14 protein-coding genes and 1 riboswitch are annotated in these 14,534 nt (G+C 40.6%); of the genes, 13 read left to right on the top strand and 1 reads right to left on the bottom strand.

Going from position 1 to position 14,534, the window contains the following annotated elements:
- Nucleotide 1 precedes the first annotated feature (1 nt).
- The 4 genes from pepT to N4627_RS04255 all read left to right on the top strand — a co-directional run bounded on the left by pepT (nucleotide 2) and on the right by N4627_RS04255 (nucleotide 3,858).
- The gene (gene pepT, locus N4627_RS04240; protein WP_003716999.1) at nucleotides 2-1,246 is read left to right on the top strand and encodes a peptidase T; all 1,245 of its coding nucleotides are present in this window, start codon (nucleotides 2-4) and stop codon (nucleotides 1,244-1,246) included.
- A gap of 229 nt (nucleotides 1,247-1,475) precedes the next feature.
- Nucleotides 1,476-2,390: a metal ABC transporter solute-binding protein, Zn/Mn family gene (locus N4627_RS04245; RefSeq protein WP_098044592.1), complete on the top strand. Its 915-nt coding sequence runs from the start codon at nucleotides 1,476-1,478 to the stop codon at nucleotides 2,388-2,390.
- A 2-nt stretch (nucleotides 2,391-2,392) separates the two neighbouring features.
- The gene (locus N4627_RS04250; protein ID WP_098044591.1) at nucleotides 2,393-3,061 is read left to right on the top strand and encodes a metal ABC transporter ATP-binding protein; all 669 of its coding nucleotides are present in this window, start codon (nucleotides 2,393-2,395) and stop codon (nucleotides 3,059-3,061) included.
- Nucleotides 3,061-3,858 (top strand): metal ABC transporter permease, encoded by a 798-nt coding sequence (locus N4627_RS04255; RefSeq protein WP_003717002.1) that lies wholly within the window; start codon nucleotides 3,061-3,063, stop codon nucleotides 3,856-3,858. The genes N4627_RS04250 and N4627_RS04255 overlap by 1 nt, the downstream gene beginning before the upstream one ends.
- A gap of 56 nt (nucleotides 3,859-3,914) precedes the next feature.
- Here N4627_RS04255 and N4627_RS04260 read toward each other — a convergent pair whose 3' ends face one another.
- Entirely contained in the window at nucleotides 3,915-4,121 is a 207-nt protein-coding gene (locus N4627_RS04260) for a DUF2929 family protein (RefSeq protein WP_040531151.1), read from the bottom strand.
- Nucleotides 4,122-4,239: 118 nt separating this feature from the next.
- Between N4627_RS04260 and dnaE the strand changes: the two genes are divergently transcribed.
- From dnaE to N4627_RS04305, 9 genes are all read left to right on the top strand, one after another.
- Nucleotides 4,240-7,590 (top strand): DNA polymerase III subunit alpha, encoded by a 3,351-nt coding sequence (dnaE, locus tag N4627_RS04265; protein WP_260965052.1) that lies wholly within the window; start codon nucleotides 4,240-4,242, stop codon nucleotides 7,588-7,590.
- 171 nt (nucleotides 7,591-7,761) lie between these two features.
- Nucleotides 7,762-9,183 carry a pyruvate kinase gene (pyk, locus tag N4627_RS04270; RefSeq protein ID WP_260965053.1) on the top strand — a complete coding sequence of 474 codons (1,422 nt, stop codon included), beginning with the start codon at nucleotides 7,762-7,764 and terminating at the stop codon, nucleotides 9,181-9,183.
- A 154-nt stretch (nucleotides 9,184-9,337) separates the two neighbouring features.
- Nucleotides 9,338-10,234, top strand: coding sequence for a CvfB family protein (locus tag N4627_RS04275; protein ID WP_003717006.1), 897 nt, complete (start codon nucleotides 9,338-9,340; stop codon nucleotides 10,232-10,234).
- Nucleotides 10,212-11,096 carry a tyrosine-type recombinase/integrase gene (locus N4627_RS04280; protein ID WP_081446182.1) on the top strand — a complete coding sequence of 295 codons (885 nt, stop codon included), beginning with the start codon at nucleotides 10,212-10,214 and terminating at the stop codon, nucleotides 11,094-11,096. The genes N4627_RS04275 and N4627_RS04280 overlap by 23 nt, the downstream gene beginning before the upstream one ends.
- A gap of 20 nt (nucleotides 11,097-11,116) precedes the next feature.
- Nucleotides 11,117-11,476, top strand: coding sequence for a hypothetical protein (locus tag N4627_RS04285; protein ID WP_003717008.1), 360 nt, complete (start codon nucleotides 11,117-11,119; stop codon nucleotides 11,474-11,476).
- Nucleotides 11,466-12,263 (top strand): segregation and condensation protein A, encoded by a 798-nt coding sequence (locus N4627_RS04290; RefSeq protein WP_260965054.1) that lies wholly within the window; start codon nucleotides 11,466-11,468, stop codon nucleotides 12,261-12,263. Before N4627_RS04285 ends, N4627_RS04290 begins: the two co-directional genes overlap by 11 nt.
- Nucleotides 12,226-12,858, top strand: coding sequence for an SMC-Scp complex subunit ScpB (gene scpB, locus N4627_RS04295; RefSeq protein WP_260965055.1), 633 nt, complete (start codon nucleotides 12,226-12,228; stop codon nucleotides 12,856-12,858). The genes N4627_RS04290 and scpB overlap by 38 nt, the downstream gene beginning before the upstream one ends.
- Nucleotides 12,830-13,552: a pseudouridine synthase gene (locus N4627_RS04300; RefSeq protein ID WP_003717011.1), complete on the top strand. Its 723-nt coding sequence runs from the start codon at nucleotides 12,830-12,832 to the stop codon at nucleotides 13,550-13,552. Before scpB ends, N4627_RS04300 begins: the two co-directional genes overlap by 29 nt.
- Before the next feature lie 61 nt (nucleotides 13,553-13,613).
- Nucleotides 13,614-13,731: riboswitch (FMN riboswitch) on the top strand.
- A gap of 118 nt (nucleotides 13,732-13,849) precedes the next feature.
- Complete coding sequence (locus N4627_RS04305; protein WP_040531155.1) at nucleotides 13,850-14,431, top strand: ECF transporter S component; 582 nt, start codon at nucleotides 13,850-13,852, stop codon at nucleotides 14,429-14,431.
- Nucleotides 14,432-14,534 lie beyond the last annotated feature (103 nt).

The raw sequence follows: 14,534 nt of genomic DNA on the forward strand, positions 1-14,534 counted from the left end.
AATGACAGAAGAAAAATATGAAGGCTTATTGCCACGCTTCTTAAAGTATGTAAAGACGGAAACCCGTTCTAATCCTGATTCAGATACTGTTCCTTCTGACCCTAAGGAAACGGCTTTCTTAAAGGAATTAGAAACAGAACTAAAAGATTTGGGGTTAAGTAATGTTCACATAAACCCTAAGTGTTCTTATGTTTACGCTACAATTCCAAGTAACTTAGACCATGATGTTCCAACAATTGGCTATATTTCCCACGTTGATACGGCAGATTTCAATGCGCATAATGTTAATCCACAAATTGTTGAAGATTACGATGGTCAAAGCGATATTCAATTGGATGATGATGGTGAATTTGTATTATCACCGGCAGAATTTCCTAATCTAAAGAATTATCAGGGTGATACACTGATTACGACTGATGGCTCAACCTTACTTGGCGCAGATGATAAGTCAGGAGTTGCCGAAATTATGACAATGGCAGCTTACTACATGAAGCATCCAGAAATTAAGCATGGTGAGATTAAGATTGGGCTTGGACCAGATGAAGAAATTGGTACTGGGGCTGATCACTTCGACGTTAACGATTTTGGCGCTGACTTTGCTTATACTGTTGATGGCGGTCCATTAGGCGAATTGGAGTATGAAACCTTTAACGCTGCTCAAGCAGAAATTGAAATTTCTGGGAAGGATGTTCATACTGGAGTCGCTAAGGGAACAATGGTTAATGCCATTCAAGTTGCAATCGATCTTCACAATAGTTTGCCAGCTCATGAACGGGCTGAAAAAACTGAAGGACGAGAAGGATTCTTCCACCTCTATAAGTTTGATGGTAGTGTTGATCATGCACGGATGGTTTACCTTATCCGTGACCATGATCGGGAAACCTTTAAAGAACGAAAGCACCTATTAGAACGGATCGTTGATGGCTTAAATACTGAATTAGGTAGTAAGCGAATCAGCATGAACCTGTACGACCAATACTATAACCTCAAAGATGCTTTAGAGGGGAAAATGGAGTCAGTTGAAATTGCCAAAAAGGCGATGGAAGAATTAGATATTAAGCCAGTAATCTATCCGGTTCGTGGTGGTACTGATGGCTCAACTATTTCTTATAAGGGCTTACCAACACCAAACCTGTTTGCCGGTGGAGAAAATATGCACAGTCGATTTGAATATGTTTCCCTGCAAACAATGGAAAAGGCACTGGATGTTCTTCTTAAGATTAATGAATTAAATAGTTCAAACTAATGAATATTTATTAGAAATTGGCATTACGGACAATACAGTACACAAATAACGCTTGCAATTGGACTCGGTGAGTTCAGAAATTAATAAATATCAATAGAAGGTGAGAAAAACATTTCGCGTTTTCTCACCTTTTTTAGTAATTATTCAGTTTAACCTTGCATTTAAGCAGATAGTTCGGTAAGATATCAATTGTTCTTAATAGTAATTATTACTCTTAAAGGAGAGAAGAATGAAGAGATATTTTATCGGTGTGGGGTGCCTAGTTAGTCTATTACTTGTTATTTTAGTCTTGTCTTGGATCCCGTTTAAGACGCACGATGTTGATAAAAAGCCGATTCAGGTAGTAACTAGTCTCAATTTTTATGGGGAAGCAGCTAAGCAGGTTGCTGGAAAGTACGGTAAGGTAACGTCAATTATTGATAATGCCTCGGTTGATCCTCATGATTACCAACCAGGAACCGTTCAGGCAAAACAAGTAGGGGATGCTAACGTGGTGGTTGAAAATGGCTTAGGTTATGATGAGTGGTTAAACAAGGTTGTTAAATCTAGTAGTCATCGTCATTCGCAAAAAGTGATTAATGTTGGCCAATTAATGGGAAAACACTCGGGTGACAATGAGCACTTATGGTATGAACCAGCAACGATGAAGAAATTGGCCCAACAATTAGCTAATCAGTATAGTCAACTTGATCCGGCTCACCGTGATTACTATCAGAAAAACGCTCAAGAGTATATAAATTCTTTGAAGCCGTTAGATCAAGAAATCGCAAAAATTAAGGCAAATGTTAACTCGGGAAATAATAAGGTTGCGGTTAGTGAGCCAGTCTTTGATTATTCATTAGCAGCGCTTGGTTACCAGGTAGTGGATCAGCATTTTGAAAAAGCAATTGAAGATGGTAATGATCCATCGCCACACGATATTCAACAACTACAATCTGTAATAAAAAATCATGAGATCGCCTTTTTTGTCGAAAATTCTCAAACTAGTGATCATGTCGTTAATGGATTAGTAAAGTTAGCCCGCAAAAATCATGTTCCGGTGCTTAAGGTAACAGAAACTAAGCCAAATAATGCTAAAAATTATCAGGAATGGATGCTTTCGCAATATCGGAATCTTTCACGAATTCAGCAGGGAGAAAAGTAAAAATGTCAATTGTTACAGTTAATGATTTAACGGTTGCCTATGGTAATCATCAAGTAATTGATAACTTAAGCTTTAATATTAATCAGGGAGATTTTCTTGTAGTTATCGGTGAAAATGGGGTTGGTAAAACAACCCTTGTTCGCTCAATGTTGGGTTTTATTAAGCCGCAAAAGGGTGAAATAATAATTAGTCCGCAAACCAAAATTGGCTATGTTCCGCAATTCCGGAATATTGATCAGGAATATCCGCTTTCAATTCGCGATTTTATTGCGTTGAATGTTCAACATAGCTTTCTCCCGTGGTTGAGAACGAGTGAACGCCAGCGTGTGGACGAAATAATTAGCCAAACTAACTTGCAAAAGATTGCTGACCGGCCGCTAGGGTTAGCGTCAGGTGGTGAAAAGCAGCGGGCATACTTAGCTCAGGCACTGCTTCCCAACCCTAGCTTACTAATCCTTGATGAGTCAACTGCAAGCTTGGATAATGAAATGAAGTATGAATTGTTGGACCTTGTTACCCGCTTTCAACAGCAGGGGTTAAGCGTAATGTTTGTTACTCATGATTGGGACCTGGCCCAGCATTATGGAACCCGTTTTCTTCAAATGACCGGGGATGGTTATTTGACCGGTCCAATTAATGAACTTCCTCGCCCAGAAAAGGAGGCTGAGTAATGTTAACGCTTAGTTTTATGCGGCATGCCTTTGTTGCTAGTACCTTTATTGCAATAGTTAGCGGCTTTGTTGGTGTTTTTGTTGTTGCCAGAAACCTTTCCTTTTTAACTCATACCTTGTCGGAAATTGGCTTTGCCGGAGGAGCATTTGCCGTCTTTATTGGCTGGCCGGTCTTAAACGGAATGATCCTTTTCACAATGCTTAGTTCGATTCTTGTTGGTCAAATGAGTATTAAAGAATCCCGCCGTGAAGCAGTAACGAGTGCAGTCTCCGCTCTTTTTATCGGCTTGGGAATCCTTTTTCTTTCTTTAAGTAGTGCGAATGCTAGTTCAGCAACTAATATCTTATTTGGAAGTGTTGTCGGGATTAACCTAACTGAGGTTTGGCAATTAATATACCTATCTATCGTTGTTATCTTAATAATCTTTGCAGTTTACCGCCAGTTAAAGTTCACTTCGTTTGACGCTATTGGTGCACGAGTAAGCGGACTTAATGCTGCACTATATTCAGTTATTTTCTTAATTGTTTTAGCGCTGAGCGTGAGTGTGGCAGCACAAATAGTTGGTTCGTTGTTAATTTTTATCTTATTAACCCTACCGGCAGCTAGTGCGAAATATTTCACTCATGGAGTTGCTAAGATGATCGGTTTAGCGATCCTCTTTTCTCTTTTAGGAACCTGGTTGGGGCTATTTCTTGGTTACTTAACTAATTGGCCAGTTAGTTTCTTTATTGCGGTGATTGAAGTTGGAATTTATTGCTGTGCTCTAGTTAAACAAAAACTTAGCGGGGCGGCATAATAAAAAGAACCAGGAAAGCTAGCCTTCCTGGTTCTTTTTATTAGTTCTTTTAGAAATTAGTTTTTTGATGGATCAGCTTTTCGTGTGATGAAGTATACACAGTTAGCGGCAACTAAACCGAATACAACGGCCAAAATACCAGTCAGTAGGTAATCTGGGGTCATTGTTTCTAGTTGGCTATCAATGTAAGCTAAGATCTCACCTAAAATGAGAGCAATGACACCAGCACCGATGTTTGCTTCTAATAGTTTCACTCGGAACATCTCCTTATCCATCTCAATTAAAATAATTTTAACACTTACTAAATAATCTCGCTAGCCTTTCACAGCATTATTTAACGACATTTGTTATAATTTCTTAATGAAAGGGGGATGAATCAAGGTGGATTTTGTACCGCTCCAAGTAAAAAGTAGCTTTTCTCTGTTAAGAAGTCCAATTCGCATTAATGAATTGGTCACAACTGCAAAAGAACGCGGCTACTCTGCAATTGCATTGACTGATAAGAACGTCTTATATGGGGCAATTGATTTTTACAACGCCGCTAAAAAAGCAGGTATTAAACCAGTAATCGGCTTGCAATTAACAATTGCGTTAAACAATGTTGACGGGACTAACCTGGAATTGCTGTTTTTGGCTAAAGATCGCGCAGGGTACCAAAATTTAATGGAGCTTTCCACTCGTCAACAAACGAGTGATCGTGATACGCTTCCGTTAACTTTTGAACAGATTAAGCCGTTTCTTTCGTCGCTATACGTTATTATTCCACCACAATCGACAGTTTTTAGTTGGTTAAAGGCCGAGGATACAGTTGTTAATCTTCTTCACGAAAGCACTGATCAGGATAGTCTCCTTTTAGGAATTAATCCCCAGTTAGACCAAATTCAACGCTCAACATTGACCCAGCTAGCAGCGAGTCATTCCCTGCCACTAGTAGGGGTCAGTCCAGTCGAATATTTGAATGCAGATGATTTGTTTGCCAGTAAGGTCCTTCAGGCAATTGATGCTAATACTCAGTTAGAAAAAGTTGAAGAAAAAGCTAAAGAACTTGGAAAGGACTACCTTCAACCCCAGGCAGATATTTTAAGGGCCTACCAAGCAGTTAATCTTGAGCAAGCGGCTGACAAGACGGTTGAAATTGCAGTAAAATGTAATATTGACTTTGAATTTAAGCAGCCAATTCTCCCGCACTTTGATACGCCAACGGGGAAATCTTCTGCTGAATATCTTCGTTACTTATGTATTGAAGGGCTAAAAAAACGGCAGATTGCGCCAGGCTTAAAACTAGTTGACTACCAAAAAAGGTTAGCTAAGGAACTAAAAGTAATCCATGAAATGGGATTTGATGACTATTTCCTGATTGTTTGGGACGTAATGCGTTTTGCTCACCGGACAAAAATTACAACAGATCCGGGAAGGGGATCAGCCGCAGGATCATTAGTAGCGTATGCTTTAGCAATCACTGATATTGATCCGCTGCAATATAATCTTTTATTTGAACGGTTTCTTAATCCTGAACGAGCTCAAATGCCGGATATTGACCTTGATATTCCTGATAATCGGCGAAGTGAGGTTCTTGAATACGTCCACCAGAAGTATGGACATAATCGAGTTGCCCAAATTATTACTTTTGGGACACTAGCAGCCAAACAGGTTATTCGTGATGTAAGTCGGGTCTTTGGATTAAATCGTTACGCAATTAATGAATTAACAGGAGCACTCCCCCATGGCTTGCACATTAGTCTGGCAGGGAGCTTGAAAGAATCCCAGCGGTTACGCAACCTTCTGAATGATCACCCAGAATACCGATTACTATACCGAGTGGCACAAAAATTGGAAGGACTTCCTCGCCATTACTCAATCCATGCAGCGGGGATTGTTTTATCCGAGAAGCCGCTTCATGAAATTGTTCCTCTGCAGAACGGGAGTGAAGGGTTATTGATGACTCAGTTCCCAAAGGATACCGTAGAGGCATTGGGGCTATTAAAGATGGATTTCCTTGGCTTGCGAAATCTTTCAATAATGGACAATAGCCTAAAATTAATTCGTCAGCGAAATCCACAGTTTGATCTTTCAAAGATCTCATTAGCGGATTCTAAAACGTTAGCTCTTTTCCAAAAAGGGTTGACTGATGGTGTATTCCAATTTGAGTCAGCGGGAATTAGGGAAGTATTAGTTAATCTTCAGCCTGATAGTTTTGAAGATATTGTTGCGGTCAATGCACTTTATCGACCAGGTCCGCTTGAGAATATTCCTCACTTTATTGCTCGTAAACAGGGAAAAGAGCATTACCAGTTGCCTGATCCATCACTAGAACCAATCTTGGGGGCAACGTATGGCATCTTAGTCTACCAGGAACAGGTAATGCAGCTGGCATCGGTAATGGCAGGATTTAGTTTGGGTGAAGCCGATCTTTTGCGTCGTGCGATGAGTAAGAAGAAGCGTGCGACAATGGAGGGGATGCGGGCTAAATTCATGAATGGCGCCCAAGCAAATGGTTATTCGGCAGAATTGGCAAAACGGGTTTTTAACTACATTGACCAGTTTGCTAACTATGGCTTTAATCGATCACACGCGGTTGCCTACTCAAAGATGGCTTTCCAAATGGCTTACCTAAAAGCTAATTATCCTGCAGAATTCTTTACCGCGTTGATGAATGCCGAACCGAATGTTGATAAATTAAAGATGCATGTTCAGGATGCCCGTCGTTCAGGCGTGAAGCTAGTGGGCCCCCGGATTAACGAAAGCCAACAGCAGTTTTCACTATCCCAGAATCAATTATTCTTCGGCTTGACTGCTATAAAGGGGCTTCGTCGTGACTTTATTCGTGAAATTCTTCAAGAACGACAGCAAAATGGTTCCTATAAGGACATTCGCAATTTCATTTCTCGCTTAGCTAGTAAATGGCAAAAGCCGGAATTAATTGCGCCGTTGATTTATGCAGGTGCGTTTGATGATCTCGGCTATAACCGTGCTGAAATGATTGATGCGTTACCAATGCTGATCTCCGGAATTCAATTATTTAGCAGTACTAATGAGCTGGAAGCAGATCCGGAATTGCAGTCCACAATCGCTGCTCGCCAAGAGTATCCGTTAACGGAGCGCTTAGCAAAGGAAAATGAATATTTAGGAGTTTATCTTTCAGGACATCCGGTGACCCAGTATCAAGATCTAGCAATTAAGTATCGAGTCCAACCAGCAAGTCAGCTCCGTCCTGGTCAAACCGTTACGATATTAATGTTAATTAACCGGGTGAAAACAATTCACACTAAAAAGGATCATCGTCAAATGGCGTTCCTATCAGGAACAGATCAAACTGGTGAAATTGAGGCCACGGTCTTTCCGCGACAATATACCCGATATCAATCATTATTGAAGAGTAATCAGGTAGTAATGATTAATGGACATACGGAGCAACGAGAGGGCCATGGACTTCAGGTAATTGTTGATCAGATTCGTGACGCTAATGAATTGCGTCAACGCCAACACCATACCCAACAGCGGTGGTTCTTGCGGATTTTGCCAGAAAATGACAACCAGCAAGTTCTGCAACGGCTTTATCAGTTTATGACGTCTCATCGGGGCCCTATTCCAGTTATTATCTACTACCCTGAAAATGACCAAAAAAAGATTCAACCGCAATCACGGTGGCTGAATTCGCAAACTGAAACGCGTCAGGGATTGATAAAAATTTTAGGCAAGGACAATGTTGTCCTTCAGAAAAGTCCTCAATAAGTTAATAAAATTAAGAGTTAATGAGATTTATTAAATGATAGCGTTTTCTTGATATCTTTTCACAAAAAAGTACAGACACGGATTTTAAAAAGTGCTATCATAAGGCTGTGCAAATGAGGTATGCGATTGCAAACCGCAGTTGATGCATAAATGCAAAGGAGAGATTCATTTATGAAGAAAACCAAGATTGTAAGTACACTTGGTCCTGCAAGTACAGATGTTGACACCATTGTTAAGTTGATTAATGCTGGTGCAAATATTTTCCGGTTTAACTTCTCACACGGTGACCACCCAGAACACTTGGGTCGGATGGAAAACGTTAAGAAGGCCGAAGAAATTACTGGTAAGCACGTTGGTTTAATGCTTGATACCAAGGGTGCTGAAATTCGGACCACTGTTCAAAAGGAAGGTAAGATTAACTACGAAATCGGCGACAAGGTTCGTATTTCCATGGATCCTTCAATCGAAGGTACTCATGACAAGATTGCCGTTACTTACCCAGGCCTTTACGATGATACTAATGTTGGTGGCCACGTCCTCTTCGATGATGGTTTGATTGACATGTTGATCGACGAAAAGGATGAAGAACACAAGGAACTTGTTTGCCATGTTCTTAACCATGGTGTACTTGGTTCTCGGAAAGGTGTTAACGCTCCTGGTGTTTCCATCAACTTACCAGGAATTACTGAAAAGGATAGCAGTGATATCCGCTTCGGTTTGGATAACAAGATTAACTACATTTCAGCTTCATTCGTTCGTAAGGCTCAAGATGTTCTTGATATCCGTGAACTCCTTAAGGAAAAGAACATGGAAGACGTTCAAATCTTCCCTAAGATTGAATCACAAGAAGGTATCGACAACTTTGAAGAAATCATTGAAGTTTCTGATGGTTTGATGGTTCCTCGTGGTGACATGGGTGTTGAAATTCCTGCTGAAAATGTGCCAATTGTTCAAAAGCACATGATCAAGCGTTGTAACGAATTAGGTAAGCCAGTTATTACTGCTACCCAAATGCTTGACTCAATGCAAGAAAACCCTCGTCCAACTCGTGCCGAAGTTTCTGACGTTGCTAACGCTGTCTTTGACGGTACTGACGCAACCATGCTTTCTGGTGAAAGTGCTAACGGTGACTACCCTGTTAAGTCAGTTGCAATGATGAACGCTATTGACATCAAGGCTGAAAACCACCTTTGGGAATTTGGTACTGAAACATTTGATTGGGACAAGTCAGATGTTACTGAAACAATCGGTTCAGCCGTTGCTAATGCAGCTAAGGACTTAGACATCCACACTATTGTTGCCTACACTGCTTCAGGTTACACTGCTAAGATGATTTCTAAGTACCGTCCTAACGCTGACATCGTTGCACTTACACCTAACGAACGGGTAGAACGCGGTCTTATGATCAACTGGGGTGTTCAACCATACGTTGTTGATGAAATGAGCAATACTGATAAGATGTTCGACTTGGCTGCCAAGAAGGCTGTAGAACTTGGTTTTGCTAAGAAGGGTGACAAGATTATCGTTGTTGCCGGTGTACCTTTGGGTGTTAAGGGTGCTACTAACATGATGCGGATTAAGACTATTGACTAATTAAGTCTTATAAAGCTATCAGAATAATAAAAGAAGTTGAGAGAAACTCTCAGCTTCTTTTTTTGTTTCCTATAATACTAGTAAAATTAGTTAGAGCCGTGTAAAATTATTTATTAGTAAAATGAAATCGGATTAATGAAAGTGGGATTAGTTGATGAATTCAGCATTAGGAAAAGTTGTTACAGCAGTAATGATTGATGAAAACGAAAAGGATTACTTTATCCAACCAGACCGTAACGGGCAAACATATCGCTTACCGAAAGATGAGAGTCCCCAAGTTCTCCATATTGGTGGGCAAGTTCGGGGGTTTGTCTACGAAAATGAAGATCACCAACTACAAATGACGTGTAAGCATATCCCAACTGTTCAGGTAGATCATTATGATTACGGGACTGTTGTTAGTGTTCGCCGGGATTTAGGGGTGTTTGTTGATATTGGTTTGCCAAATAAGGATATTGCAGTTTCATTAGATGATCTGCCATCATTAAAGCATCTGTGGCCACAACCGGGCGATCGGCTTCTCCTTGCACTTCAAGTGGATGATAAGGACCGGATTTGGGGCAAATTAGCAGATGAGCAAATTTATCAGGCTATTTCGACTGCTCCTAATAAACGGTTGTTGAATCGGGATGCTTATGCAACGGTTTATCGGCTAAAAATGAGTGGCACCTTTGTATTAACTGATGGTTATCATCTTGGTTACATTCATCCAAGTGAACGTGATCAGGAACCACGGCTTGGTCAACGAGTAAAAGCACGGGTGATTGGCCTTTCTTCTCATGGTGGGTTGAACCTTTCTCTTAAGCCACGAGCTTATCAAGCAATTAGCGAGGATGCTAAAATGCTCCTTGCAATGCTAGAGCATAATCCAAACCATCGCTTACCATATACTGATAAGACCGATCCAGGCGTAATTCGGGAAGTCTTTGGGATTAGTAAGGGACAATTTAAGCGAGCAATCGGGCACCTCTTGAAAGCCAACTTAGTAACTGAAGAAGAAGGGCAATTAGTTCTCCGAGAAAAGAAGAATGACAATGCAGGAAACAATTGATCACTTTATTGACTATTTAATGACTCAAAAGGGGCGTTCACAAAATACGAGGGAAAGTTACCGCCACGATTTAGAACGATGTGCAGCCTTTTTTACCGCTAGCGGGATTAATACTTGGCAGGAAGTAGATCAGTATGCGGTAATTAATGTTATTGCTGAAATGAAACGTGAAGATCGTGCTAGCACCACAATCAATAGGACGATTTCAAGCCTTCGCCAACTCTATCGCTATCTTTTACGCCGGCATGAGGTTCAGGTAAATCCAATGGACTATATTGATCTTGAAGAGGTAGCAACAAGGAAGGCCCCCGTAACATTATCCCAGCAGGAGATTGAGCAATTATTTGCGATCCCTGATACAACTACAGTTAATGGTTTGCGTGACCGAACATTGTTAGAATTAATGTATGGAACGGGAATGCTGGTTAGTGAACTAATAAACTTAAAGCGTTCGCAGGTCCATTTTGATTTACAAATTCTTCAGCTTCAAGATAATCCTCGTCATCAACGCATTGTTCCTCTTGGTAAAATAGCTAAGGAATGGTTGGCAAGATACCTTAGGGCAACAGCAGGTGATTCAAGTGATTATGTCTTTTTAAATGCTCGTGGTGGTCAAATGACGCGCCAGGGGGTTTGGAAAAACTTTAAGGAGATTGTTAGAAAATCCGGCCTATCAAAGAAAATCACATTGCAAACTCTTCGCCATACTTTTACTGCAGATTTATTAAAAAATGGTGCCAGTTGGCAAGCAGTTCAGACGCTACTTGGTCGAGAAACCGGTCGTGAAAGCTTTGAGTCATATATTCGTTTTAATACCCAAGAACTTGTGACAATTTATCGTCGCTGTCATCCACGAGCTTGAATTAATCAAAGGGGGAAAGTATGCTAGTTAAATATCGGAAAGATTATGAAAAAATTGCAATGGGTCTCCTATCTTTTCTTCCAGAGTTACGGGATTACGATCAGCTAGCAAGCGCAATTAAGTTTTCTTTAGATAAGAATTACCAGATATACTTATGGAAAGACACTGAAGATAATCACTTCATTGGGATTATTGTTATAGAAGTAGGAGAAAAGTATGTCTTGGTTCGTCATCTTTCTTTTACACCAACTGATCGCTCCGGAAAAAATGTTTATGCGTTATTAACTGCAATTCATGAGCAATATCAAGATTGCCGTTTAATGGGAACGTTAAAAACACAACCACTAATATCAAATTGGGAGCGAAATAATGAAAAATGATCAAGAAGTGATCCCACGGTATCCTTTTCAGCCTACCTTAAAGATTGGTGGCTTTGAAGGACCGCTCGATCTTTTGTTACACTTAATTCGTCAGTCAAAAATGGATATTTATGATATTCAAATTGAGCAGATTACTCAACAATACTTTGATTATTTACGGGCAATGAAGAGTCACCAACTTGAAGTAGCTGGTGATTATTTTGTGATGGCGGCAACATTAATGAATATAAAAAGTCGTTTATTGTTACCACAACCGGAAGAAGAGGTAGAGGAATCAGATGAAGAAGTAGCGGACCCGCGGCAAGAACTGGTCAAACAGCTATTAGAATACCAACGATACCAAAAAGCAGCCGCTCATTTAAAAGATAAAGCTGATTTTCGACAAGCTGAATATACCAGGCCGGCAATGCATGTTCCTACTGAAATGATTGCTCAGCACGTTGAACCTGGGGTTACCCTTGGACAGCTTCAACGAGCATTTGCAGATGTTCTTAGGCGACGTCAGTTAACCGCACCGGTTCATGAGACGGTAGCAGCGGAAAAAATTAGTGTTGCTCAACGGATGAACCAGGTCTTTACAACTGTTAAGCAAGCAGCAACGAGGTTTAATGATCTATTTGCTGGTCAATGTACCCGTGATGAGCTAGTAACAACTTTTTTAGCAGTTTTAGAGTTAACTAAGCATCAGGCGATCTCTGTTCATCAAGACGAGCTATTCGGACCGATTATTTTAGTGGAGGGATCAAAGAGTGAACAATATCGAGCCAACAAACCTAGCCAAGATTGAGGGACTTCTTTTCATTAGTGGGGATGAAGGGATTACGTTAGGCGACTTAGCAAAAATTACTGGTTTTATGAAGCCGGCTGTGCTTGGATTGCTTCAACAGCTAAAAACAAGATATGAAAACGATCCTGATTCGGCATTGGTGTTATTAAATAGTGGCGATACGTATCGGCTAGCAACTAAACACGAGTTGTCTCCGGTTATTAAGCATTATTTTGAAGTGCCGTTGACGATCCCGCTAACACGAGCACTGTTGGAGGTTTTAGCGATTATTGCTTACCGCCAGCCAATCACTCGTTTGGAGATTGATGATATTCGCGGTGTTCAAAGTTCAGGTTCACTTCAGAAATTAATGGTTCGGGGACTGATTGATACTCATGGACGATTGGATGCTCCCGGAAGACCATTTTTATATGTAACAACGGATAGCTTTTTAGATTATTTTGGCTTATCTTCGTTGAAGGACTTACCACCATTAGCTAAACAAGAAGATCTTGATTTAGATGATATGAATGGTGACTTATTCTTGGAAGCGTTACAGGCACGACAGAAACAGCAGGAGGAAGAAAATGGAACGTCTACAAAAAGTAATGGCTGAAGCAGGAGTAGCATCGCGACGGGCTTCAGAAAAGTTAATTGCTAGCGGTCACGTTCAAGTTAATGGAAAGACCGTGACAGAAATGGGAATTAAGGTTAGTGAACATGATGAAGTTGTGGTTGATGGTGTTCCGTTACACCGGGAGGCCCATGTTTACTACTTGCTGAATAAGCCCCGTTCTGTCATTACGAGTGCTCACGATGATAAGGGCCGGCGAACCGTTGTGGATATTTTGAAGGAAGAAGGAGTAGCGGAACGAGTCTACCCAGTAGGAAGGTTGGACTATGATACAACTGGTATTCTACTATTGACTAATGATGGAGAGCTTGCCAATCGACTAATGCATCCCAAATTTGAAGTGGAGAAAACATATATCGCAAAGGTTCGGGGGATTGTTAATAATAATGATCTGAAGCAATTAAGAATTGGGGTTGAGGTCAATGGACGGTTAACCAAAAAGGCGAAGAGCCGGTTAATTGAAACTGATCACAAAAAGCAGACTAGTTTAGTCAAGCTAACAATCCATGAGGGGCGTTACCACCAAGTTAAGCTAATGTTTGATGCAATTCACCATCCCGTAATAAAGCTTCATCGCGAAACCTATGGTCCATTGGATCTCAACGGCTTGCAGTCTGGTGAATTTAGAGAACTGAAACAAGATGAGGTTAAACTCTTAAAGAGGATCAGTAAGTAGAATGTCAAGCGTTGACAGCTTGAAAAATTACTTGTAAAATATAAGTGTAAAATTTAATAGAAATTGTCTTCAAGGCGGGGTGAAATTCCCGACCGGCGGTATAGCCCGCAACCCATTTCAATGGTTGATCTGGTTAAATTCCAGAGCCGACAGTATAGTCTGGTATGCAGAAGATTCTACTACACTTATTTAAACACGAATTATAAAATGCACGTTGCCGACGGACAAGTTAGGTGGCGTGCATTTATTTTATGTTTAGATAATTTTGAAGACAATCTCAATAGGAGGTTGTTATTGATGGTTACGTCTCATCAAAAAGTTCACCAAATGGTGGGTGTTTGTTCACTAAGCGCGTTGGCGTTTATTTTAATGTTGTTTGAATTTCCCATTTTACCGGTTGCTCCTTATCTTAAAATGGATTTTTCTGACTTACCGGTATTGATTGGCGGCTTTATCTATGGCCCTGCTGCCGGGGTGATGATTGCTTTCTTGAAATGCTTAATCCACGCAATGACACGAGGCTTTTCTGCTGGCGAATTGGTTGGAATTCTTGGTAACTTTCTATCATCATTAGCATTGCTGCTACCATTCTGTTGGACGTGGAAGCACAAGTCGTGGTCATTCAAGCGTCAATTATGGTTAGGGAGTATTTCGGCAACGGTTACTTTAGTTGTAGTGATGGCCCTATTAAATTGGTGGGTACTAACACCGCTATACATGGCACTGTGGAATTGGAAATCAACCCTGCCGATTCCGGAACTAATTGCGGTAGCTGTTATTCCGTTTAATTTGATTAAGGGGGTTCTTGTTTCAGCTGTCTTTGCACTAGTGGCTATTCGTTTAAAGTCATGGCTTAATCAAAAGCAGCTTGAACAATAGTAATTAAAGATTATTAAGATCAGAATTTAGTGTCTCATTAAATACGGGCATTAGAGACTGGTCTTTTTGCTTATTTAAAGATAATCTAATTTTATTTCAGATC

Origin of the sequence: Limosilactobacillus vaginalis, assembly GCF_025311515.1 — a bacterium.
GTDB lineage: Bacteria > Bacillota > Bacilli > Lactobacillales > Lactobacillaceae > Limosilactobacillus > Limosilactobacillus vaginalis.